This is a genomic window from Variovorax restrictus, assembly GCF_051216715.1.
Lineage (GTDB): Bacteria > Pseudomonadota > Gammaproteobacteria > Burkholderiales > Burkholderiaceae_C > Variovorax.
In genome coordinates this window covers 16,010-37,659 of record NZ_JBPJZH010000005.1, presented here as the reverse complement: position 1 = coordinate 37,659, position 21,650 = coordinate 16,010, and the positions used below count along the sequence as shown (strand labels likewise).

Below are 21,650 nucleotides of genomic sequence, written 5' to 3'. Positions count from 1 at the left end.
CCCCCTGCAGATGGCAGCAAACTGAGTTCACCCTGCAGGCTTTTGTTTTCCTCCTCCCTACTGCAGGGACTCGGCTCGCTTTGGCGGGCCTTTTTTTGGCCCAGTTCTTTGCCTTTCCCGGTTCGGTTCGCGATTCAGGCGTTCAGCGGCCGCTCGGAAGAAGCCCCACACCGCCATCGTGATCTGCGGCGTCGATGTCCGAGAGCAACGAATGCGCACGTACGCGAGCTCGCCACGCGACCATCACGTCGACTACGCCGTCGATCCGCGCTCGCAATGCAGTATCCGCATCGACCGCGCGTGCACGTGCGAACTCGACAAGCTCGTTCAGCTCGTCCGAGTCGGGTGGCTGGCCACCGAGGTGCGGCGCCACGCCAGCGCCAGCGCCAGCGGCCAGAAGATGAGAGACGAGGTCGGAACTCCCTTCACGGACTGCGAGGTGGAGCAAAGTCAGGTCGTGCGAGGTACCGTTTTCGACGACTTGAACGTTCTGCCCGAGGTCGACCCCTAGGCCCCGCAGCGCATCGACGACGGAACATGCGACCGACGAGGACAACACGGAACCCTGTGCCAGTGCGTCGGCGAAAGTGTTCGTCGTCGGGACGGGCGGCTTCTTCCCTGGGAACACTTCCATCAGCACGGGCGCTCCCAACAAGGTGGCAGCGTCCGCGGGTGTCACTTCACCAGCGAGCAGCCAGGATATGACCTCGTGAAAGTGCCGGACGGCGATCCGAACTTGCACGCCCGACGGTGGCCGAGGTGGTGGGAGGCGTACCTTGCCTGCGGTAGCGGCGCTGGTGCTGCAGGTGGGCAAGTCTGGGGTTGTCATCGATACCTATCGGTGCCGCAGGATACGTCAGCCAGCTGAAGGGGGCATAGCGCGACCGCTCCTTGCGCGACGAAGAATCCGTTTAGTACAGTACAGCCAACATCCACATCGCACCCACCGGAGGGACGCCTGACTCACTGCTTTCGCGTGCCTGGTGCCGACACTGCCGCGCTCATTACGTCTTTCTGGGATCAGATCCGAAGGCAGGATCCGGCGATGCCGCCTCTGCCCGGAGACGGCTCCGGGGAGATAGCCGGCGACAGCCTGGTCGTGCGGTGGGGTCGCAGCGTCGAGGAGCCGTTTCTCGCCTGCGAAGTCATCGAACTGGTCACGGGTTGCGTATGGGAGGTCGGCATCGCCGATGCTGGCTATGGCGCTCCGCTGACGTTCTGGCGCCGCGTTGCTGGTGCTGCTGATGCCCCGCCGCTGAGCTGGCACACGGCCGTCTCAAGTGCGCATCCGATCGAAGAGCATGTGCCCCGAGTCGAGCCAACGTTTCTGAGCCTGCTCCAGGTGCTTGGGAGCCCTAAAGCGCTTGCGGTGTTAGGTGGCGCTAGCAACGGGCGTGCGCTTCAGGAGGAAGAAACCCGTTATTGGCGCGATCTCGCACGTTCGCAGGCCCGTGCGCATCGCGCTGAGCGCGCGGCCATCAAGGCGCGGCTGCAGGCGGTGCGGACTCCGTCTGGGGGCGAGCCACCCGGGAAGGAGTCTCAGCCCGAGCGGAACTGGCAGTACTCCGATCTGGAGGAGTGGGCGGCTGTGAACAGCGATCGGATCGTTGTCCTGCCACGCGCATTGGCTGGTGGGAAAAAAGCCGACTATCACCAGCCGGCCCACGTGTTCGGTGGCCTCGAAATCCTGGCGGACGCGTATCCCGCACTACGGAGCAATGCGATCACGAACGACGAGTTCAAGAAGCGGTGTGACGAATTTGGCCTGGACCTTTCGCGCTCCGTCGACCGCTCGATTGCCGGCTCCGCAGGTGATGAGTATTTCGTGCGGTGGAAAGGCAGGCGCGTCTTCCTCGGTCACCATTTGCGTCGAGGTACGTCGCGCGAGCCCCGTTTCTCCTTAAGGATCTACTTTGCATGGGACGAGGAGGATGAAGTCGTCATCGTCGGCTGGCTGCCATCCCACCTGACCGCGAGCATGAGCTGACATGAGCAAGAAAAACCCTAGGAAGGAACAAGCACGGGCGCAAAGGCTCAAGCGAGAGCGCCTCCGGGCCGAAGACTACAAAAAGCGGCAGCGAGGCGCAGAAGCGGCCGTCTGGGATCTGCTGTACGGCAGTCCAACAGCCCGGTCGTTAGCCGACATTGCGAATAGAACGGCCCGGACGCTCCCCCCTGACGCACAACACAGCGAGATGATGCTCGCCACCGCCTCTATAAGGACTGCTGCGGCAAACTACATAGCTGCGACCGAGCTCGCCAACGATGCCGATGCTCGCTTTCCAATCCCCCCGGGGGGGCTCATGTTCTTTAACCTGTACCAAGAGGGCGTTGCGTACTCGACATGCGAGCCGTGTTCCCTTCTTGACTATGTTGACGGTTTGGATGAGCTCGGCCTCGATTACTCCGCCGTTGACACTTTCTTCGCGGAAAACGTAGACGCCACATGCGCCGCCTGGTTGGTCGGGCTCTACCTCGAATGCTCGCCACTCGTTTACTTGGTGCTCTGCGGGACGCGCGACGGCGCACGTTGCTGTTTTGCAGCTGACAACAAAGAGTGGTTGCGAATTCACGATCTCTCTCGGCTGACCCCCGTGCTTGCTCAGTCCCTCGGGGCGTTGTTGGAAGGCGGTGATTCCGACGCCACAGCTTCAGCGGTGGTAAAGCTTGTGGCCAACGGCATGACACCGGAAGATCGGCACGAGATGCGCCCTACAGAAGTGGTTAATCACGCGCGGAGAGGTTTTGCCATCGACGCTATGGTGTTCTCGGAGCTTGTTGCAGAGGGGAAGCGCGAAGGCAGGAGATTGGTAGCTGTAGCTGACTCCCTCAGGGCCGAACTACTCACCTCACAGCGAGCCTTAAGACGCGTGGAGCAGGAGGCTCGAGACGCGAAGGGGCGTCTCGCCCAATTTGAAAGGGCGGCCTCTACGGCGCCAGCCATTTACGCGAGCGTTCGGCGGGACCCTGCACAGGCCATTGAGCCGCTATCCGTCCGGCTACGCGCGATTTTTTGAGGACCCGGCCGCCTAAAACAGTGTGGCTGCGGCGCGCGGCGCGGGGTGTATCTCGACGGCGCGGGCATTGGACAGCAGCTGCTGCACGTGTCGACGGGCACGCCATGAGGCCAACATGTCTCTGATTTCGACCGCGGGAGCCAAGGTACGCTCATCGCGATCCTGGCGCCGGTGTAACTCGTTCGCCACCAGACCGAATGCACTTATCAGCCTGGTGCGTCCGTGGAAATCGACGGCGTGGGGAAGCCGTAGGGTCGGATCGGCGCCGAGGCCGAGCATGCAAGCCACGAAGCCAGGCGCGCCGGCCGCGACGCCGTAATGCAGCAGCGTCCAGACAGCATCACCACCGAAGACCCTCGCCATCCGGATCGGCGTGTCGACGTTGAAACCTTGCAAGGCCATGCGCTCAATGCGCTCGATCGGTTGCGGCGAAACCAGCGCAGAGGCAGCAAGCGCGTTGCCGAGCGACATTGTGCGAAAGTGCGATGTTCCTGCTGCCTTGGTGACAAGCATGACGGACTTGCTGAGCATCGCTGCAGCCAAGTCCGGATTCTGGGCTTCCTTCTCCAACCACTCCACGGCCGCCTCGTATGGCGCCGGTGCGTAGGCCTCAGCCCCCATACGATCGCGCTCCACGAGCAGGCCCGGTGGTGCTCGTGAACTGCCGCTCGCCAGGGAGCCCATCGAGAAGAGTTTTGACGTGGCGTCGGGCAGCGCCCGAACGAAGAATTGCAAGAACGTGTTCGGCGTCAGTTCGCTCCACCAGCACACCCTCGACACCTTCAATGGCGAGCTCAATGGCTGATCTGGGCGCATTCACGCTCTGATCCGATCCTGAAATCGTGCAAGTGAGCAGGAGGTATGGGTTCGCGCCGGCGGCTAGAAGCACCTCGACCAACGGCGCGTTGGCGGATCTGACCGCTTGATGGAGCAAGGTGGCACGCTCAATGTACTGCTGGCGCTCTTCCGAGATCATGCTGTCAACGTCGAGGCCAAGGCCGAGCAGGCGCCGGATCGTTTCGGCGACGTCGACCTGCTGCCCAGTCGTGATTTCGGCCAGTGCGCGAGCCAGGGCCATCTTCCTGACCACCTGGTGGCGTTCACCGGTACTAGTCCCAACACGGCGGGGTCCTCCGGGACCCTTCACGCTCACCGTCTGCCCCAGCAGCGCAAGCGCGTCATGTGGGGAAGCGATCCGCCCGTCGAGAAGCGGCGCGAGGGCGCTACCGACACTCGCGATCTCATAAGTTGGAGTCATGCGAGCGCCAATGCGCAGTCAGCCTGGTGCTGGTGAGTTGGCGGGCTGGCTGGTTGACGACGGTGATGTCTGCCCACTGTGCTCCGGAGGGGCGCCTGGCTCCGAACGGACGAATCGAAGGTCGTGCGACTCAACAAGGTCCTGCCGGTAGGAGCTGCAGTCGATCCACTCACCTTCGCTTCCGCGAAGCACCCATCGCCCGGCGATCGGATTTCCGTTTGGATCGTTGCCTACTTCGCGAGCCATCGTGCGGCCGTCGTCGGCTCTGTAGCGGTCTGTACCGTCGGGGCGGAGAGGGGTCATAAGTTCCTCAGGATCGGCGGGCAGCCGCGCTTCGTGGGCTGGTGGCTGCTGCCGCATGAACCGCGGCATCGCTCGCGCGTACGGCAACCGCCAGCGCGAGCAACGCGCGGCCGTAGGTCTCCACGTCATCCGCCGTCGCGGCTCTCGGTACCGCAAGCTCCACCTTGGCAGGCTTGTCCGTCGAGAACATCACCTTGGCCAGCGGGCGCCGGTGACCCGGCAAGCTCATATGGCCGACTCCGGCAACGTCACCTGAGGGCGATGGAAAAATGGTGATCTCGATCTGTTCCACGCCGGAACTCTCAATCGACGTTTGCTTTGCAGAAGAGCTCATGGATGGCCCCGGCGTTCGCGAGTGGCGCTGCGAGGCGAAGAGGTTTCGCGGCATTTCGATTTCATCTGGCGATGGTACTGATCAATGCCAAAACACACCAATCGGCGCGAGTCCAAGCGGTCGCACCGAATCCGCTTCAAGAAAGCGCATGGGCGCCTGCACGCGCTGATCGGCAGTCGCAACGGTGTCAAAAAAAATGGCACCTGACGGCGGCCATCAGGCTCTGACCTCGAGAAACCAGCCTAGAGTTGTTCGCATCCGTCACTAAGGCTGCGAGAATGTCCCACTCCAAGCGAAACGACCTGCTAACAGCACTGATCATGTGCGCGGTGTTTGTTGCTTGCACGATGGTTTGGACGACGCACGAGCCTGCGCCCGAGCCCGAGCCAACGCTGTCGCCCAGCACGATTCGCGACCTTCATCACGACATCGTTGCCGTAGCGCGCACGGGCGATCACCGTCCAGGTGCGAAGGACGGTACCTTGGAAATCGTCATCGACGTGGGCATGCCGTTGTACCCGCAGGAAGTCGTGGCTGCCCTTGGAGGCGACGCACGCGAAATTGCCATGCGGCTCAAGACGTTCGACCCAATCCCTGACTACAGGTACGTTCGATTCATCGCGGAAGGGCCGAAAGATCTCGCCTTCAGCTTGAGCCAATCCAAGGCGCGTGTTCTATCCGTCACGTTCCTTGCGGAGGACCTTTCGAGCGCAAGCTACGACGACGCATTCGGAATTCCGGAGCTGCTGGACCGGGCGGATCGCGTCGAGTTCCTGTTGCCCGTGGGACGCGACAACGTGCTGGCTTACTGTCTGGACGGCCGCACGCGCGCCGCTGAGGCCTTCTGCGAGCGTTCGGTCGGGCGCGGGCCGCTCTGAGGCTCACGGGGCCGTGCTGGTGCTGGCAACCCAGCGCAGAGCCCTCGCGCGCGGTGCGCCCCGCTAAACTAGCTCCCTCGCCTCCTCTATGTCCGTCACTGCATCCTCTTCACTCCAACAGGCAATCGCGCAGGGCGTGAAGGCCGCCGATGCAGGGGCGGCGAATGATGAGGGCGATGACCCGATCGTATTGGCCACCGCAGACGCTGACCAGGTCGCCATGGCGCACCTCTATGGCGAGCCGATGTTCGCCATGCCAAGCGATCTCTACATCCCGCCTGCGGCCCTGCAGGTGTCGATGGAAGCATTCGATGGGCCGATGGATCTTCTGCTCTACCTGATCCGCAAGCAGAACTTCAACATCCTCGATATCCCCATGGCGGGGCTGACGCGCCAGTATCTGGCCTACGTCGACCAGGTGCGCGAGACCAACCTCGAAATGGCGGCCGAGTACCTCCTGATGGCGGCGACGCTGATAGAGATCAAGTCGCGCATGCTGCTGCCGCCGAAGCGGACCCCGGCCGGCGAAGACGCCGAGGACCCGCGCGCTGAACTCGTGCGTCGCCTTCTCGAGTACGAGCAAACGAAGCTTCAGGCTGAGACGATCAGCGTGATGCCGACGTACGGCCGTGATTTCTGGAAAGCGCAGGTGCACGTCGAGCGTACTGCGAAGACGCGCTTTCCAGAGGTCGACGCGACAGACCTACGGGACGCGTGGGCCGAGATCCTGAAGCGCGCGCGCCTCATCCAGCACCATCGCATTTCGCGCGAGGAGCTGAGCGTGCGCGAGCACATGAGCATCGTGCTGCGGCGCCTGCAGGGGCGCCAGTTCCTCGAGTTCGAGAAGCTCTTCGACGTCGACCGCGGCGTTCCGGTGCTGATCGTCACCTTCATCGCCCTACTCGAACTCGGCAAAGAGACCTTGGTCGAGATTACCCAGGCTGAAGCCTTCGCGCCGATTTATGTGCGGCTATCGCCGTCCACCGGCATGGACGCGCCGCATCTTGTGACGATGGAGGCTAGCGGTGAAAATCAGCGGACTGTGCGATTTTCCACACCCTAAAAGGATGTGATCGACGGGACGCTCGAAGCCCTGTTACTCGGCGACGGCCGCGTGTAATATCGCACCATCGGTACGGCCTTCGCCACAAACGGTACCTCATGAGGTCAGCTCATGCCCACGGCATGACGCACGATCTCACCGGAAACATCGTCCAATAGTCCCGCGGTAGCTAGGCTTAGTCCTTCTCTCCGCGGATACACCCTATGCCCGATGGGCCAACGAAATGTTTCCGATGTCGAACCCTAATCTGTCCACCCTTGTCGTCCGCGTCGTCGAGCAACTCACGCTCGATGGTTTTCCTACCAAGGCCAGTCATGTCCGAGAGATTATCGCGACACTCCTTGGCTACAAGAACCAGGGGCCACTGAACCAAGCGGCCAAAGCCGGCGGCCTTCGCTACTCCCCGCAGAGCCTCAACACCGAGGGCGCCATGCAGTACGCGCGCGAGCGCGGCCACGCGTTTCAGGCGGTTCGAGCATGCGAGGCCGCCCTGAAGGCGCCTGGCGCGCTTCCAACCGACTACGCCGAGACCGCTGAGGACTCGATCCCGTTGCCCGGCCGCTGGCCAGACAACGACGTGATCGAAAAGGCGGTCGCACCCCTTGTCCACGAGTTGCTGCAGCACGAAGACATTCGAGCCGCTCAACCAGCTGACAGTGAGGTCTGCACGGTGTTCGCGATCGAGGATATCGACGGAGCACGAGATTTTGTGCGTGCCGACGGCGTCCGCGTGTTGACGGCCTCCCTCATGTCGGGCTTCTACCCCGAGCGCGAAGGAGGCGGAACGCACCTAGGTCAGAAGTCGGTGTCGTTTGGACTCGAGCTCGAGTTTGAGGTGGGGCGTGGATTTGTGAACCTCAAGACCGCACGCGTTGCTAACGCGTACACGTTCGATCCCGAGGACGCGAACCGGGTTACCGCAGGGTAGCCTGGCCACGGCGGTGCCGCCGCCCGCCGTTAGGGTGTGCAGCGAAGCACGCCCTCGACTGCGCGACACCGGGTTCCGTCCGATGCGCGCATGTTGGCGAAACTCCCTCGGAAAGTGCCTGCTGTCGTCTCGCATCGCCCGGCTGTGCAGCTTAGGACCCGTGCTCCGTCGTATTTCGAGGCTCGGTGCTTCCTGTCCTCCAGTACGGCCCGTGCCTCCTCCTGCTTCTTGCAGCTCGCGAGATGCGCCCCGATCGCCCGAGCCTCTCGTTCGTTCGTGGGCGGTCCCTGGGGCCCACTGCACTGACAAACCACCTCCTGCTTCCGAAGTCGCATCCGAACATGCTTCCCTGCGGTATCTCCGATCTCGGTCTGCGCACTGGTGAGAGCAAGGCGAGCTTTCGCACACGACGCGCCCTCGGGGACTGCGGCGTGGGAAACGCCGACGCATAACGCTGCAACGCTAGCCATTAGGGTAGCCGTGAGGGCAGCGAGAAAGGCCGAACGTGAATCTTTGCGCATGATCATGGGTATGGCCTTAGGGAACAAAAAGCAGGCCGAACCGGTGGCATGCTCCACAGATTCTCACGCAACCAGACGGCACTGCATCTGCTCGTGGCTTCACAGCCCAGAGGCGTGGAGGTCGGGCTTGAGCTCCTGACCAGGTTGGATGCTCCTTGAACTCGCCAAAGCCAGCGGCGGCCGCATTTCACCTCGGCGCGCGCAAGACAGGGTGGGTTCGGTAGGTGATAAGACACGCGGCCGCTCTCTTCGCGGCCCCTTCGGCGTCAGTGCGCCAGTTCCACGTCGAAACTGACGTTCTGCGACCCGACGTACCCTCGAAGCGCCACGGCTTGGGCAGCCATCTGAGCGGCCCAGAACTGCGTGGTCCTTTTTAGGTCCGCCTCGAAGATGCCAGTTCTAAAGGGAGAATCATGTCGCTCACGTGCGTGGAGCACGTCCAAGACCTCGTTGGGCCCGCTGAAACAGGCGTCGAACGCCTGCCGAAAACGAAACGCACGAAACTCGCGCTCCCAGTCACACATCTGGTCTGCCCATGCCATGTCGACGGCGTATCGCTCGTTCGTCTTCATCAAAGGACGACTCGTGTCAGTGGCGCCGATCCACAGTGCGAAGTCGCAGTGCCGCATCGATGGCGTCGCGTGGGGTATCGAAGAATCGATCGTTGCCCGAGAGGACGACGTCGTTGTCGTTGGGATCCTTCTGCATGAGCTGACATTGCTGCACCGGCCCCAGACGGTCCGACCACTTCAGAAACGCCCCTGCCTGCAGCACCAGATCGAGGCGTTGTGAATCGATCGCCGCTGAGGCAGCGTGTCCGTGCGAGAACATCTCCGCATCCATACGACTTCCTGCTGTTGGTGCTTGACCCAGGTCAACGCCGTGGGGCGTGGCACCAAGGTCTCGATGGAAGTAGACCGGCTCGATCTGGACGCTCCCAACGCCAGAGGTGAACTCCAGCACCTTCTGGGCTCTCCAGTCGTGGAGATCGAAGGCGAGCATCGCTTCGGCACATTGCGCATCGTTGTCGCCCGTCCACTCGGTGACGATGAAGGACTCAATCTCCTCACGCGAGACCAGCAGGTGCGCGATCGGCCGATCGGCCTCTCCCCACGCATAACACAAGAACCCCGAAACGGCCGGGCCGCGCCTCGCAAAAACGTCCAGCGGTTCATCCCATAGACCCATCGACGCCTCAAGGGGCGCGGACAGGAGCCCGACAGCGTGCCCTTGCGCGTAGATGTAGACCTGCTCGATCTGGAGACCACCGCGCTCGAACCTGAACTCTAGGATGCTCTCAGTATTCCAGTCGTGCGCGGCAAAGGTGCGCAACGTTTGCCCGCAAGGCTCACCCTCCTCGCCCTTGGAGCCGTCGCCACCGGTCCACTCAGCGACGATGAAGGACTCCACCTCGTCTCTACTCACCAGCAAGCGCGCGATCGGCTTGTCGGACTCGCCCCAGGCGTAGCAAAGAAACCCTTCCGTCGTCCGTGCCGCCGCAGGCGTCTCGGTGGCGATCGTTAGGGGACGTGGTTCTAACATCACATTGCCTTTGAACGTGAGAGGGGTTGGGAAAAGGGATCTCGCACCTGCTGCGATCAATAATCGGCAACGGTATCTGACAACCGGATAATAGTTCATGTTAACTCGACCGGAAGCCGATTAACACGAAATCGGGTGATGTGCGTGGCAAAAGTGCCATCGACAACGCCGCCTACCGCGCCCTGAACAAGGTGGACACCCTGGCCGCCAGCTCCGCCCTGCGCCGCCTGCGCGACGCCGGCCTGCTGCAGCAAAAGGGCCGAGGCTCGGCCACCTACTACGTGCCTGCGGAACGCCTGGGGCTGGGCGATGCACAGCCGACTGAAGGGTCGGACAGCGCCTTGTCTGGCAACCCCCCGGGCCATGCCTGGCCAGTCGGGCGGCTTGTCTAGCAACCCCAGGCCTTATCTAGCAAGCCCTACGGCTTATCTAGCAACCCCCAGGAGGCCAAGCAGGAAGCCGTCCGCACCGCCCTGCTGGACGCCCTGCCCGGCTCATTGGCTGCTCGCCTGGGGGCCATTGGCCAACGCCATCCGCCGCATGAGGTTCAAGACTTGGTGGTGGCCTTATGCGCGCTGCGCGCACCGACAACCCTTCCCTAGCGCTTTTCTGTGCCGCCAGGGCGGCGCTAGGTGCCGACCTGGCGTACGAGTGCGGTCCGCGTGCATTCGGAAAGTTCGGTCGCGCGCTGACGGCGAGCTCGCCGCCAGCACCAGCACCAGCACCAGCACCAGCACCAGCACCAGCAGCAGCTGGGCCGGCTTAGCAGGACGGGCTGGGCTGCGCGCCCTCAATCGCCAGGTTGGCGATGTCGAGCGCGCGTCGCGACGTGAGCATGGCCAGGATCTCCTCTGCTTGCGAGGACGGTTGGCCATTGGCACCGCCCACTGAGAAGCACTGCCACGCAATATCGAGCGCGGTGAGCCCACGTGACAGCGGCCGCCCGGCCGCCTCCAGGGTCGCAAGCTTTGCCCAATCCGCCCCAAGGCGAAGGAGGTAACCCACGGCTTCAACCAGGCCGGCCCGCGTTGCCATGTGCAACAACGTCACGCGCTCCACGAGCCCGTTGCGTGACAGCGCAATTTCGCGGTCGACTGACACGCCGGCGGCCAGCAGTGCATCGATGACCCGCGCGCAAACCGTTGGGCGCAGCGCAGCATCGGCGATGAGCTCCTCTGCAAAGCTCCTTGGTGTGCAGCGTGCAGCGCCGTCCTTGTAGAAGTCGTGCTTGTACGTCTGAACCTCGAGCAGCGTCTCAACGTCGCGCCGCGGCATCTCGCCGCCTAGCAGGTCGGCAACCAGTGCGCCGAAGCGGCGGTACTCGTCGGCTCTGCTCACGGCAACCGCATCCCGCGGGCTGACGCGGCGGTGGAGGCTTGATCGCCGTGTTCCGCCTCGATTTGAGCAAGCACACTGCGTGCCCTGTTGTGGGCCTCCCAATTCTGGAGAAGTGCTTGGATCTCGGCGCAGTGCCGCACGTGGGGCTCCTCGGTCACGGCGGCTAAGCGGTCCGCCAGAGCGTCGAAACCGTCGCCCAGGGAGATGACGCTATGGGGTGCGTTAAGCGGCCGCACGCTGGCCTCTTTTCGCGGGTCACACCCTCTCATCAGCAAATCGGCCACGAGGTCGGAATTTCCATGCGAGATCGCGCGGTGGAGCAACGTCCCCCGCCAGGACCCCGTGGCACGGGCGCCGAGACGGAGCCCGCCCGACTGGGTGCCATCTTCGACATCGACCTCCGAATCAAGATCGATTCCGGTCGCAGCCAATTGCTTGGCGACGATCACCCCGAAACTTGGGTCGAAAGCGCGCGCCAGCACCTCGATCAACGGGATTGTCGTGATGCGCCTCATCTCGGCGTCCTCCCATGACGCCAGATGCTGTGCTTCAGCACGCACCGGATCTTCAAGTGTCAGTCGATGGTCGGACGACCCCAACCAGCCGCGCATGAGCACCCGGAAGCCGCCGATGGGGGTGTCATCGTAGGTTGCCCACCAGGCCGAGCGGGCACGCTCACGAGCCTCCTTGATTGCATCCTGAAGGATGACCGGGTGTGAGCCATAGACCTTACCGATTAGATCGAGCCACGCCTCGACACTGTCCCCATAACGATTGCCCCCGTAGCCAAGGACCTCGGTAAGCAGGTTCGTGCGCTGCACGCTGGTCGTCTCTACCCTGCACGACTCATCCCATCGTCCGTTTTGAGACCATGACACTTCCTCCTCCTCGTGGGTCCTGGACTCGAGGGAAAACACCGCCCCCTCGCGTTGCAGCGCGCACTGAAGAATCCGCTCAACGATCGCGCGCCCCGACACCGCGACGGCGTCGTTGTCGAGTCGAATCGCGTTCGTTTGCATGATTTCGCTCACAACAGGTGAGAACGCGGTGCTCATGGACTCGCTGGGTGCGGGGGTGGCGGCGTCAACCAGCCTGAGGGCATCGTCAAGCCGAATCGGGCGTTCCTGCAGGAGCGCCAGTAGTTCGCGCCGCGCGCCGGCCGGGGCGTGCGGCCCTGCCGCCTGGACTTCGGGCGGACGAATCGACGGCGACTCCATCATGGGGCTGCACCTGGCAAACGGCTCGGCGCCTGCCCATCCACCTGCCCGAGCGTCGCGTGGACAACTTGGCGGGCCCGCCAGGACCGCAAGAGCGCGGACATGCCGTCCAGACGCTTGCGTTCGGGAAGCTTCACGCTCTCAGGCGCGTTGCGCAGAAGCTGGAAGCAGTCCTGCTCCAAGGTGGTCGTCCCATAGGCCGCTTCCTTGCGGATTAGCTGCTTTGCTGCGGGGTCGCAACCCAACTCCAACAGCTCGGACGCAAGTTGGACCGAACCTTCCTCGATTACCTTGTGAAGGAGCGTACCTTCCCAGGTCTCGATCGTTTCTGCATTCTCTTCCCCCTGATCCGGCGTGCGCACCGAGGTCGACAACCGATCGTTGAACTTGATGCCAGTTTCGGCGAGCGCCCGAACGAAGAGTCCGCACCGGAATGGGTCGTTGATCGACATCTTCACCAAGGCGTCGATGAATGGGACCGGGGTTTTCGGGTTGTGGTACCAATCCTGCTTGTTCGGCTGCAGCATCCCAACCAAAAAGCTTTTGGCCTGGGCGGGCTCCATCCAGCCCTTTCGAAGCACGTACGCGGCACCTCCGGCCAGCCCATCGTCGGTCATGTAGCAGCCGCACGACTCCAAGCACAGGGCTTCGGCCAGCGACTTCGTGAACGTCGGCGATTGCGCACCGTAGACCTCGGCAGCGAGATCCAGCCACTCGTGCACGTCGACATGCTGGCTCTCGAGAATTGACCTCACAAGATCGCCAGCGGCTCCCGGCATTTGAAGGACAGTGCCGGTCCGCTCGTAGCCTTGCTGGAGGAGGTGACTCGCCAGTTCCCGCTCCACGCACGCCTTTGCACTGTGAGGATTCCGCAAGTTCGAGTCGAACAAGGCGGCGACGATCGGCCCCAGGGCGTGGTCGCGAGAGGTGCCTGCGGCCGGGGCAGCGTCCTCGATCATCTCGAGCACATCGCTCAGGCTGCCAGTTTCGGAGTCGATCCACGCACGGATCCGAGCCGGGATGGCGCCAGCAGTCTGGGCTGTGGGCACCAGGCCCGCCGCTGGGGATTGACCAGCTGAAACTTCATCGGTCGAGATCATGTGTGCACTTTTACTGGAGTCATGCTACTAGGGCAGCGCGCGGCTGGCCCTCCATGTGGGATATCAGGTCGGCTGCGAGGCCACGCACCGTCCACGAATTGAGCAGCGCAGCGACCTCTCCAGCCCGAGCACGCTTGTCCGCTTGGCTGCTACCAGGTGCCGCCTCGTCCCTGAGCGCGTTCGTCAGCTCGCTCGCCGACAGAACCTCGAAGGCGTCACGCGTCCTGGTGCTGGTCACACCGTGCTGAAGCTCGTCCACGACCAACGCTCTCCGCGGGTCGCACCCTGCCGCCAGGAGCTCGGCCACCAGCTGAGGAGCGGCGGCCTCGACGGCTTTCAGGAGGAGCGTGAAGCGCGACGTCTGGGCCGTGTTGCCGGCATCGACCGTCCACGAAAGGCCGGCATCCAGGTCTGCCCCACATTTCACGAGCCCTTGCAGGATCGCCTGAGCCTGGCGCATATCCGTCAGCGACACCATGGCCAACGCCGCGGCGAAGGTCGTTGGGGTGGGGGCATCGCTCCCGCCCGGGCGCGGGAGATGGGAGTGCATCGTCGCCGGTGCATTCATGAGCCGCTCCGCACGCGCCGCCGAGAGCCAGCCTCGGACAACTGGTGTGGTACGGCAGTCGAACGAACGGGTTCGCTGCCACCAGCAGGCCTCAAGCTCGTCGGCCGCCATGTCGATCGCACGACGAAAAACGGGGGAATCCTCGCCATCAGCCTGGGCCATCAGGTCCAGCCACGTGCTCTCCGCGCCAACGGCAAGCAGAACCTCTGTGGCGAGGTTCAAGGTCGCGCGCGCCTCATCGGAGCGGTCGCCGGCGCCAGCGGTGTCAACGTTGGCGTCCAGATCCAGGACGACGGTCTCCCGCTCGAGGATGAACGGTTCGTTCGAGCGCTCGCGATGCAGGCGCAAGACGGCCGCTACGACCGCTTGCTCATCGGCCGTCAGCGCGGCGCGTGCCGACTGCGACAGAAGATGACGGATCACCGGTGAGTAGGCTTGGTCGACGCGCTCACCGGCGGGAGGCGCCCCCAAACCGACGAGCGCGATCGCCGACCCACGGCTGAAGGGCGCGTCGTCCTCCAGCAATTGCAGGAGCGTCTGCCTGGCCATCGCGGCCGTCGGCTGCACCACACGATTCCACGACGCAGCCATTTCCTGCTGTCGCGACGTCCCGCCGTGGGAGTAGTCAACCAGCGCCAGCGCAGCATGACGCCATAGAGACGGCAGCACGCCAGCGGGCCCGCGCGCTGCCAATGCGGTCGCGAGCAGCGAAACGCTCTGAGCGTCGTCGGCCTCCACTAGAGAACGGGCGATGTACGGCAGCTCGTCGAACGAGTTGGTGACAAGCAGGTCGGCCAGTACGGCCGTGATGCCAATGGTCGACATCTTCATCCGGGGGCTGCCGAACTGGCGGTGGCCAGAAGACTCCGCACCTGGTTCCTGGCTTTCCACGAACGCAGAAGACTGGCCATCTCCTCACCGGCAGCTTCGGCGAGGTCGAACGCGTCGCAGTCGACGACTGTGTGACCTGTAAGCGTTTGGACCTCCTTCTTGAGCTTTCGGGAGGGGTCAGCCCCCAGATCGAGCAGGAGCTCCACCAGGCGCAAGCCGTGGTGCTGGACCGCTTCGTGCAGCAGGGTTCCAGTCCAGGTGGTGAGCGAGCCGCCCTCCTGCGCCGAGAAGCGAACTTGCATGTCCAGGTCGACACCGTTGGCGCGCCATGCATTGACGACCTCGTCGACGTATGCGTGAGACCGGTGTCGTAGAGCGGCCGCCAGCTCCGTGATGAAGGGACGACGCTCGGTCGCGCTCTCGTGAACTCCGCGCGCGCGCCAGTCGCCGCCCGTGGCGCTGCCGAACAGAGCCGATGCGCGCTCTGGCGTGATCCAAGAATTCTTGATCGCGAGAAAGATGCCGAAGCGCCATTTCAGGTGCTTGCTGAAGTCGTCGCCGAGGTTGACGAAAGCCTGGTCGACGGCGGCACGGAACTTCGGATCGGTTTCGCCATACACCTCTGCCAACATGGCCATCCACGCTGGCTCACCCTGCGCGTCAAGCTTGAGAGCCTTATCGAAGAGACCATCTCCGCTGTCGGCCTGAGCGTCCGAGCCGCCGAGCGCAAAGACCTCACCGCAAGCGGCCCAATGCGCATCGAGGATGCACTTCGCGGCGGCGCGCTCCTTCACAAACTCCTCGCCAGCCTTGAAGAACGTCGGCCCACCGTCTGCTCGCTCCAACAGCAGCCCCATGATTGGTGTGTACGCGGCATCGTAGGCGCCGTCGCCGTGGGGCGCGCCGAAGGGCAACAGGCCAGCAAAGGAATCGAGGTCGAAGATCTGCCGCCCGCGCAGCATGTTCTCCAGCACCATACGAACTTCCGCGGGATCGCCGGCGAAACGCTGCATCCACCCCGAGGCGAGTTCCCGCTGCCGCAGGCTTCCCTTGAGAAGCAGTGCCGCCGGGGCGTACGCAACTTCGCGGCCGCTTTCGTACGCCATCGCAGCGCCGTAATGCGCAAAGGCCTCGGCAATCACCGCGAGGCCCTGCGGCTCATCGTCGAGAACGCACTGCCTGACCAACTGGGGCACGACGCGCGGCGCATCAGTCAGAAGGAATAGCGCCATCTTTGCCGTGAGACCAAAGCCTTCCATCCGGGCTACTTTCATGCGAGCGAGGCAACGCTCGGGTTGGGGAGCGACGCCTCGGCGCCAATCAGTCGTAGCGCCGACGATCTTGCAGCCCAGCTTCGTAGCACGTCCCTGGTCTGGCTGTTGAGATCCATGAGCTTTGGGTTGCTCACCGTGGTGGGGAAGGTCGCCACGGTGTCCGCAATCTCGATCGCATCGCGTACGACGCGCGAGGTTCCGTCTGGAGCGACCTCGATGTACTGGGCCTTCTTTTTCGGGTCGCACCCGTGCGCCAGAAGCCCTGCGACAAGCTGTGCGCGGCCAAGTTCGCTGGCTTTGTGGAGGAGCGTCCCTTTGAACTTCCGAGGATGTGTTCCAGGCTTCTCGGGCATCTCAACCTCCTCGTCGATGGCGGCGCCGCACGCCACCCACCCATTGAGGACCTGGTCGACGAAGTTGCCCGGCGCAGAGTCTGCGCGACTTGCCAGCGAGAGGATGTATGGATCAGGTCGAGCGGAACGGAACACCGCCGTGGCCTCCTCGGGAGTGAGGACTGCAGGACCTTCTGCTACCTTGCTACAGAAGAGCGCCTCCATCGTTCTGCACGCGTACGCGTCTTTCGCCATCACGGCATCTCGAAAGCCGGATACGAAAGCCTCGGAGCCCCGCCCGTAGACGCCCGCGAGCATCTCAATCCAACGACCCTCAGCGCCGCGCAGAGACATGGTTTCGGAGAAGATGGAGCTGACAGTCGTCGTGTAGCTCACGTCGGGCACCGCGTTGGGATCGCCGTCGTCGAAGTCTACCAAGTTGACAACGGGCTCGACCAGGACGAGTTTGAATGCTTCAGCCACGCGCGACCAATGTCCGGCCAGGATTGACGTGGCGATCTCGAGCTCCATGGCCGTTCGCCCTCCGCCATCGGCAGATCCATAGTTCGCGCGCTGAATAATCTTCGCCATGATGGGCGAGAACGCGCGCGCTACCTCTGAATCGGATTCAGGCATCCCCAGCCGCACCAGTGCCTTAGCGCGCACCGGATCGAACGCCTCGTCATCGTCAAGCATGGCCAGGACGCTCTCGCGAGCCAATTCGGCTGATGCATCCATGGCCTGCAGCCACTCTAGAGCGGCGGTTTGCTGCTGCGCGGCTGCACCGGCATCGGTGAGCGCAAGGGGCGCGAATACACATGTGCGCCACTGCGATGGCAAGTACTTGTCTTTGCTCGCCATCAGCACGCCGTGCAGCACTTTCAAGCTGGCGGAGTCACCTCCTTCCGCTAGCTCGACGATCAGATCGTGTACCTGGGTGCGAGACCGCGCGACGAGGAACGTCGCCAAAGCTTCCGTCAGTCCGAAGAGTTTCATGTTCGCTTAGCGGCGCAAGCCACTGCCTCGCTGCGTCTGGCCCAGGCGCAGGCGCTCGAAGGCGCTCAAGGGGCGCGCCGAGGCATCTGCTGGCAAGACGTGAGCTCCGGGGATAGAGCGTGCGCCGGCCGCGTCGGCCGCCGTAGGAGGAGCTGCGATCCCGCGCGCGACCGCTTTCGGCTCTGGATCGCCGAAATCGAAGCCGATCGTGTGGTTGTCTTCGCTGCGCTGCTCATTCGATGCGACCAGCGCCAGCGCGTTCGCGTCCTCGAAGTCATCGAAGCCCACGGCATCGACGGTCGGGCTCAGATGAGGCATGTCCGGCCCGTCGATCTCGACTTGCGGCGCGGATTCGTGCTCGGGCATGTCCGACGGCGCAACCATGATCTCGGGCTGGCGCGGTACGAACGCCGGGTCCAACATGCGGCCGAGCTCCGCGCCAACTGCTTCGCGCCGGAATGCAGCACCGGCGACCGCGTAACTGATGGGTGCCTGACCCCGCCCGTCGTCCTTGCTGAAGTCGCAACCAAGGAACCGTAGCGCAGCGACGATGCTGGTGTCGCCACGAAATGCAGCCAAATGAGCCACCGTTCGACAATCGCGCTCACCTTCGGCAGTAGCGCCTTGGGCAAGCACCCGCACAGGCACATTCGGGTTCCAGCCCGCCTGGTGCAGGCTTTTGAATGCTGGGAGCAGATCCTTGGCGTAAGGCGAGTGAAGCAGCGCGGCCGGCCAATGGATGGTCGCGGTCCGAACAGCCTCCTGCACCTCCACCGCCTGCTCGCGCGTGGCCAAGGGGTCGTTGGCCAGGCAAGGAACATCGATCATCGTGACGGCGCGCGTCATGAATGCGTCCGGGTCCGCCAGGACGGCGCCGGCCGCCAGAAGCGTAGCGACGCCGTGCAGCACTTCGTCAGGGCCGAAATCCAACAGGCCCAGGACGCCAGCCTGCTCGATCGCCTCGCCCATTTGCGCTCGCACTGAAGGCGCAGTCACGTCCAAGCCAGCGATCAGGGCCCGGAGCGCCTTGACGTCGCCCAGCACCAGTGCATAGGTCAGCGCGCTGACCTCTGCCTCCTTAATTCCGACGCGCACTGTAGCGACGACTGGAACCTGCCCAGGCGTCCGCGCAGCGATGTCGGTCAACCAGCGTGAACGAACTGCGATCGCGCGGCCAAAAGTGGTGACGGTGGAAGCCTTCTCCTGTGTCGCCAGCCGCGCGCCAGCGAGCTCGGACCAGCCGTCCGAGCCCACCGGCTCGACCTGAAAATGACCATCCACGGCGACGCCAAGTTGCAGCAGCACGCCTGCCACGTGGTCGTGCCCGTTGAGATAGGAGGTGAAGCAGGCGTCGAGCAGAGGCCCGACGCGCGCCTGCCACGCTCCAAACATGCGTTGATCGGTCGGCTTCGGACCGGCCACGGCGTCAACCCACTCGCCGACGAATGCCGCACGCAACTCGCGCTCCTTGGGGAGCAGGCGGTTGACTTGACGGTCGCTGCCAAGCACGCCGACGGCTGCCGTCACGATCGACGAATCCGTCGAGCGGTTGATCTGGCCGCGTTGGATTGCCCGACGCAGCAGTCGTACGCTGCCCTCGGCTGCTGCCTGGCGCAGCAGGTCGCGCAGGGTGCTGTCCACAGCTGGATCAGCGTGGGTCAACGTGTCATCGGATTCGATCAGGTCTTCGATGAAGCTCATGGCGCCCTCGGATAATGGGCGCTGAGCGCCGCTTTAGGCCAATACGACCATATCCGATTGTAAATCGGCACAGGCTAGCGCGCGATTTGCAGGGGACGGTGTGACTTTCGACGGGGAATGCGCGTCTGCTGGTGCTGGTGGGCAGTTCACCCATGTGGAGCATCGCCAGCAGCCAAAGGTACTCATTGCGCGGAATGCAGTAGTTGGATGAGCGCAGGGGCAGCGACGCCAGTCACAGCTTTACAACGGCGACTCGCCGGTCGCTGCCAACTATTCGACGCTTTCGATCGCCAAGGCCGCTGTGCGCTGAAAGGCACCTACGTCCGCAGGATGCTCAACCTAGCATCGGTGAATGCCCACCGCACTTCAATCCCGTCTCGCGATCTTCGGAGCAATCCTCGTCGCATTCGCATCGGTCGCGCCACTTGTTGCTCAAGCCCGCCCCAATGAGCCAATCGTCTGCCAGCTCGTTTACTCTGAGGATCGACAGGCGCGATGGGATGTCTGTCGGTCGGACACGGCCCTGAACTCCCAAGCCGAGATTGGCGCTGCGTGGAGTCGCGGCCTAGCCGCTGGCCTGACGCACGAGCAGATGAGCGACACGTTGCGCACCGCCACAAAGCGATTCCGCGGGAAAATCACAAACGTCGACGAGGCCGCCAAAGCGCATGCGGTGATCATGGCCGCCCTGACGGAATCGGGCGTTCCTTATGCCCCTGCCCCCGCGCAGATCAAGACCGAGGGCCTGACAGGCAACAAGGTCAACGACGACATCATCGCGGAGCGCGATGTCCGCCCGACCTGGTTCAAGGCGCTCGTCTACCTGCACGCGAAATTCGACAAAGCTGAAACGATGGCGAGCGCTGCAGGTGACTCGCGCGTGCCGCGCATTGCCGGCGGGATGCCAAAGTACCTGTCTTGCGGCCCCTACGGTGCCTGGGAAAAGGGGGTCCTCTACTATCGGTTTTACGACAGTGGTGCCGCGGAACAAATCGAGTGGGGTGGTCCGCCCGACTCCTGGTACGCCAAGGACTTGAAGTGGAAGTCGATCACCGGGAAGAAGAATCAAGGCTACATCTTCAACAGCCGGGCGCCACTGAACCTGGTTCGCGAAACCGTCAACGGTTCCGTCGTCACGGTTCAGATCAGCCGACCCGACCGCTACGGAAACGAGGAAGAGTTCTCCTGCGTCGCGGGTGCGTCGTCCCTACCCTTGCCACCTGTTGTGTATCGACCGCCAGCACCAGCACCGAGTAAGGAACAGATGGCGCGGGCAGAACGCACCATGGGCTGGATCCGCGAGATGCAGGCAAAGGGGGCACGCTGCGCTGGACCGGCACAGTTGGTTGAGAACACCGTGCGAAATTTCGGTGCCGACTCCTCTCAAGTCACACGCGCATTCGAGATTGCGTCCGAGCGCGGCTGCTTCTGAGCCTGGGTGGAAAGATGCAGGATGCCCGGGCCGTCCCTTCTGCACTGACCTTTACAAACGAGGCCGGTTAGTGCGCGGCGTTGGCGCAAGCCTGTGTCCGTCATCGTCGACCAGCACGTCGACGAGGCCCTTTTCACGCAAGTGGAGCCAGTATCCGGTTGCGACGTCGCCCACACCGTTCTCGACCAGCCCCACCCCGTTCGCAACGATCTGCACCCACCCTTGCTCCCGGATCCATTGAAGCGCCTGGGTGGTGTGCCCCAGCCCCGGGAAGCGACTCGTCCATTCAGAAATCACGATGGCCTTCAGGCCTTCGTGCTCGCTGAAGTCGACGGCGCCGACGACCCGTCCGTCGTCATAGGCGTCACCCATGCCGGGCGTACTCATGAAGCGAGGGCGAAAGGGCGGGATGGTGGCGTGCGATGGCCCCGGCCTAGCCTGGTTGCTGCCAATCACGCCGGCTAACTCTTCCCCGCCGCACCCTTGAAGCCAGCTTAAAGCCTGCGCGGCACACGCGCGCCGGTCGGTCAGGTCTGGGTCCGACCGGTCATAGGCGCCGCTGTTCCCAATGGCCCCCTTGATCTGCGCCGGTTCAAATGCGACCCACGACTCCGTAAGCATGGCGTTGCCGTCGATGTCCTCGTCGAATTCCACGCTGTTCGTGTACCGGATCCCGTCATGTCCTTCTGCCTTGGCAAGAGCGATCGCCGCCTGCCAGCTCTCGGGACCACGAGGGTCTGTGGCAAGGGTCTTCGGGTTGCGAATTGCCAGGAACACGGGCATGACGCGCGCACCGTCGGCACCTTCGTCGCCACCCAGGTCTGCAAGGCGGCGTCCAGCCGCGGATTCAGACCCGAAATGAAACCCGCCATCCTCTGAGTCCGCGAATGCGGTGAAGTCGTGAAAGGTCCCATGGAACAACATCAGCGGCCTGCCATCGGCGTCGGTCACCTGGCTGCCGCCAAACCACCTGTCGAAGTTTCCGAGGTCCTGCAGTTCAGCCCTTTGCATGATTGC

Annotated in this window: 21 protein-coding genes; 8 read left to right on the top strand and 13 right to left on the bottom strand. The window is 63.5% G+C overall.

Annotated elements, in window-relative coordinates:
- Window positions 1–142: 142 nt before the first annotated feature.
- Entirely contained in the window at window positions 143–742 is a 600-nt protein-coding gene (locus ACSFA0_RS22555; RefSeq protein ID WP_435452509.1) for a hypothetical protein, read from the bottom strand.
- Window positions 743–1,045: 303 nt separating this feature from the next.
- On the opposite strand from ACSFA0_RS22555, the gene ACSFA0_RS22550 reads away from it, so the two are divergent.
- Together ACSFA0_RS22550 and ACSFA0_RS22545 are read left to right on the top strand one after the other, a co-directional pair.
- On the top strand, window positions 1,046–1,987 hold the full coding sequence (locus tag ACSFA0_RS22550) for a hypothetical protein (RefSeq protein ID WP_435452508.1): 942 nt from the start codon (window positions 1,046–1,048) through the stop codon (window positions 1,985–1,987).
- A 1-nt stretch (window position 1,988) separates the two neighbouring features.
- Entirely contained in the window at window positions 1,989–3,017 is a 1,029-nt protein-coding gene (locus ACSFA0_RS22545) for a hypothetical protein (protein WP_435452507.1), read from the top strand.
- A 12-nt stretch (window positions 3,018–3,029) separates the two neighbouring features.
- On the opposite strand, the gene ACSFA0_RS22540 is transcribed toward ACSFA0_RS22545, so the two are convergent.
- Window positions 3,030–3,752, bottom strand: a complete 723-nt coding sequence (locus tag ACSFA0_RS22540; RefSeq protein WP_435452506.1) for a hypothetical protein — start codon at window positions 3,750–3,752, stop codon at window positions 3,030–3,032.
- Window positions 3,753–3,939: 187 nt separating this feature from the next.
- On the opposite strand from ACSFA0_RS22540, the gene ACSFA0_RS22535 reads away from it, so the two are divergent.
- Window positions 3,940–4,311, top strand: a complete 372-nt coding sequence (locus ACSFA0_RS22535) for a hypothetical protein (RefSeq protein WP_435452505.1) — start codon at window positions 3,940–3,942, stop codon at window positions 4,309–4,311.
- Window positions 4,312–4,585: 274 nt separating this feature from the next.
- On the opposite strand, the gene ACSFA0_RS22530 is transcribed toward ACSFA0_RS22535, so the two are convergent.
- Complete coding sequence (locus ACSFA0_RS22530) at window positions 4,586–4,912, bottom strand: hypothetical protein (protein ID WP_435452504.1); 327 nt, start codon at window positions 4,910–4,912, stop codon at window positions 4,586–4,588.
- A 278-nt stretch (window positions 4,913–5,190) separates the two neighbouring features.
- Between ACSFA0_RS22530 and ACSFA0_RS22525 the strand changes: the two genes are divergently transcribed.
- The 3 genes from ACSFA0_RS22525 to ACSFA0_RS22515 all read left to right on the top strand — a co-directional run bounded on the left by ACSFA0_RS22525 (window position 5,191) and on the right by ACSFA0_RS22515 (window position 7,781).
- Window positions 5,191–5,790 carry a hypothetical protein gene (locus ACSFA0_RS22525; protein WP_435452503.1) on the top strand — a complete coding sequence of 200 codons (600 nt, stop codon included), beginning with the start codon at window positions 5,191–5,193 and terminating at the stop codon, window positions 5,788–5,790.
- Between the two features lie 88 nt (window positions 5,791–5,878).
- The gene (locus tag ACSFA0_RS22520) at window positions 5,879–6,853 is read left to right on the top strand and encodes a segregation and condensation protein A (RefSeq protein WP_435452502.1); all 975 of its coding nucleotides are present in this window, start codon (window positions 5,879–5,881) and stop codon (window positions 6,851–6,853) included.
- A gap of 232 nt (window positions 6,854–7,085) precedes the next feature.
- Window positions 7,086–7,781, top strand: coding sequence for a hypothetical protein (locus tag ACSFA0_RS22515; RefSeq protein WP_435452501.1), 696 nt, complete (start codon window positions 7,086–7,088; stop codon window positions 7,779–7,781).
- A gap of 787 nt (window positions 7,782–8,568) precedes the next feature.
- On the opposite strand, the gene ACSFA0_RS22510 is transcribed toward ACSFA0_RS22515, so the two are convergent.
- Together ACSFA0_RS22510 and ACSFA0_RS22505 are read right to left on the bottom strand one after the other, a co-directional pair.
- Window positions 8,569–8,874 carry a hypothetical protein gene (locus tag ACSFA0_RS22510; protein WP_435452500.1) on the bottom strand — a complete coding sequence of 102 codons (306 nt, stop codon included), beginning with the start codon at window positions 8,872–8,874 and terminating at the stop codon, window positions 8,569–8,571.
- 16 nt (window positions 8,875–8,890) lie between these two features.
- On the bottom strand, window positions 8,891–9,943 hold the full coding sequence (locus tag ACSFA0_RS22505) for a hypothetical protein (protein ID WP_435452499.1): 1,053 nt from the start codon (window positions 9,941–9,943) through the stop codon (window positions 8,891–8,893).
- Between the two features lie 41 nt (window positions 9,944–9,984).
- Here ACSFA0_RS22505 and ACSFA0_RS22500 point away from each other — a divergent pair, with 41 nt between their 5' ends.
- Window positions 9,985–10,236 carry a hypothetical protein gene (locus tag ACSFA0_RS22500; RefSeq protein ID WP_435452498.1) on the top strand — a complete coding sequence of 84 codons (252 nt, stop codon included), beginning with the start codon at window positions 9,985–9,987 and terminating at the stop codon, window positions 10,234–10,236.
- Window positions 10,237–10,606: 370 nt separating this feature from the next.
- Here the strand turns inward: ACSFA0_RS22500 and ACSFA0_RS22495 are convergent, their stop codons facing one another.
- The 7 genes from ACSFA0_RS22495 to ACSFA0_RS22465 are packed head-to-tail and all read right to left on the bottom strand — an operon-like array spanning window position 10,607 to window position 19,201.
- Window positions 10,607–11,182, bottom strand: coding sequence for a hypothetical protein (locus tag ACSFA0_RS22495; RefSeq protein WP_435452497.1), 576 nt, complete (start codon window positions 11,180–11,182; stop codon window positions 10,607–10,609).
- Window positions 11,179–12,402 carry a hypothetical protein gene (locus tag ACSFA0_RS22490; RefSeq protein WP_435452496.1) on the bottom strand — a complete coding sequence of 408 codons (1,224 nt, stop codon included), beginning with the start codon at window positions 12,400–12,402 and terminating at the stop codon, window positions 11,179–11,181. The genes ACSFA0_RS22495 and ACSFA0_RS22490 overlap by 4 nt, the downstream gene beginning before the upstream one ends.
- The gene (locus tag ACSFA0_RS22485; protein ID WP_435452495.1) at window positions 12,399–13,499 is read right to left on the bottom strand and encodes a hypothetical protein; all 1,101 of its coding nucleotides are present in this window, start codon (window positions 13,497–13,499) and stop codon (window positions 12,399–12,401) included. Before ACSFA0_RS22485 ends, ACSFA0_RS22490 begins: the two co-directional genes overlap by 4 nt.
- Before the next feature lie 19 nt (window positions 13,500–13,518).
- A complete protein-coding gene (locus tag ACSFA0_RS22480; RefSeq protein ID WP_435452494.1) occupies window positions 13,519–14,898 on the bottom strand; it encodes a hypothetical protein in 1,380 nt (459 codons plus the stop codon).
- Window positions 14,895–16,172: a hypothetical protein gene (locus tag ACSFA0_RS22475; RefSeq protein ID WP_435452493.1), complete on the bottom strand. Its 1,278-nt coding sequence runs from the start codon at window positions 16,170–16,172 to the stop codon at window positions 14,895–14,897. Before ACSFA0_RS22475 ends, ACSFA0_RS22480 begins: the two co-directional genes overlap by 4 nt.
- Window positions 16,169–17,500 (bottom strand): hypothetical protein, encoded by a 1,332-nt coding sequence (locus ACSFA0_RS22470; protein WP_435452492.1) that lies wholly within the window; start codon window positions 17,498–17,500, stop codon window positions 16,169–16,171. Before ACSFA0_RS22470 ends, ACSFA0_RS22475 begins: the two co-directional genes overlap by 4 nt.
- A gap of 6 nt (window positions 17,501–17,506) precedes the next feature.
- A complete protein-coding gene (locus ACSFA0_RS22465; protein ID WP_435452491.1) occupies window positions 17,507–19,201 on the bottom strand; it encodes a TetR family transcriptional regulator C-terminal domain-containing protein in 1,695 nt (564 codons plus the stop codon).
- A gap of 352 nt (window positions 19,202–19,553) precedes the next feature.
- On the opposite strand from ACSFA0_RS22465, the gene ACSFA0_RS22460 reads away from it, so the two are divergent.
- Window positions 19,554–20,633, top strand: a complete 1,080-nt coding sequence (locus ACSFA0_RS22460; RefSeq protein ID WP_435452490.1) for a hypothetical protein — start codon at window positions 19,554–19,556, stop codon at window positions 20,631–20,633.
- Window positions 20,634–20,684: 51 nt separating this feature from the next.
- Here ACSFA0_RS22460 and ACSFA0_RS22455 read toward each other — a convergent pair whose 3' ends face one another.
- Window positions 20,685–21,644 (bottom strand): ADP-ribosyltransferase-containing protein, encoded by a 960-nt coding sequence (locus ACSFA0_RS22455; protein WP_435452489.1) that lies wholly within the window; start codon window positions 21,642–21,644, stop codon window positions 20,685–20,687.
- Between the last annotated feature and the right edge of the window lie 6 nt (window positions 21,645–21,650).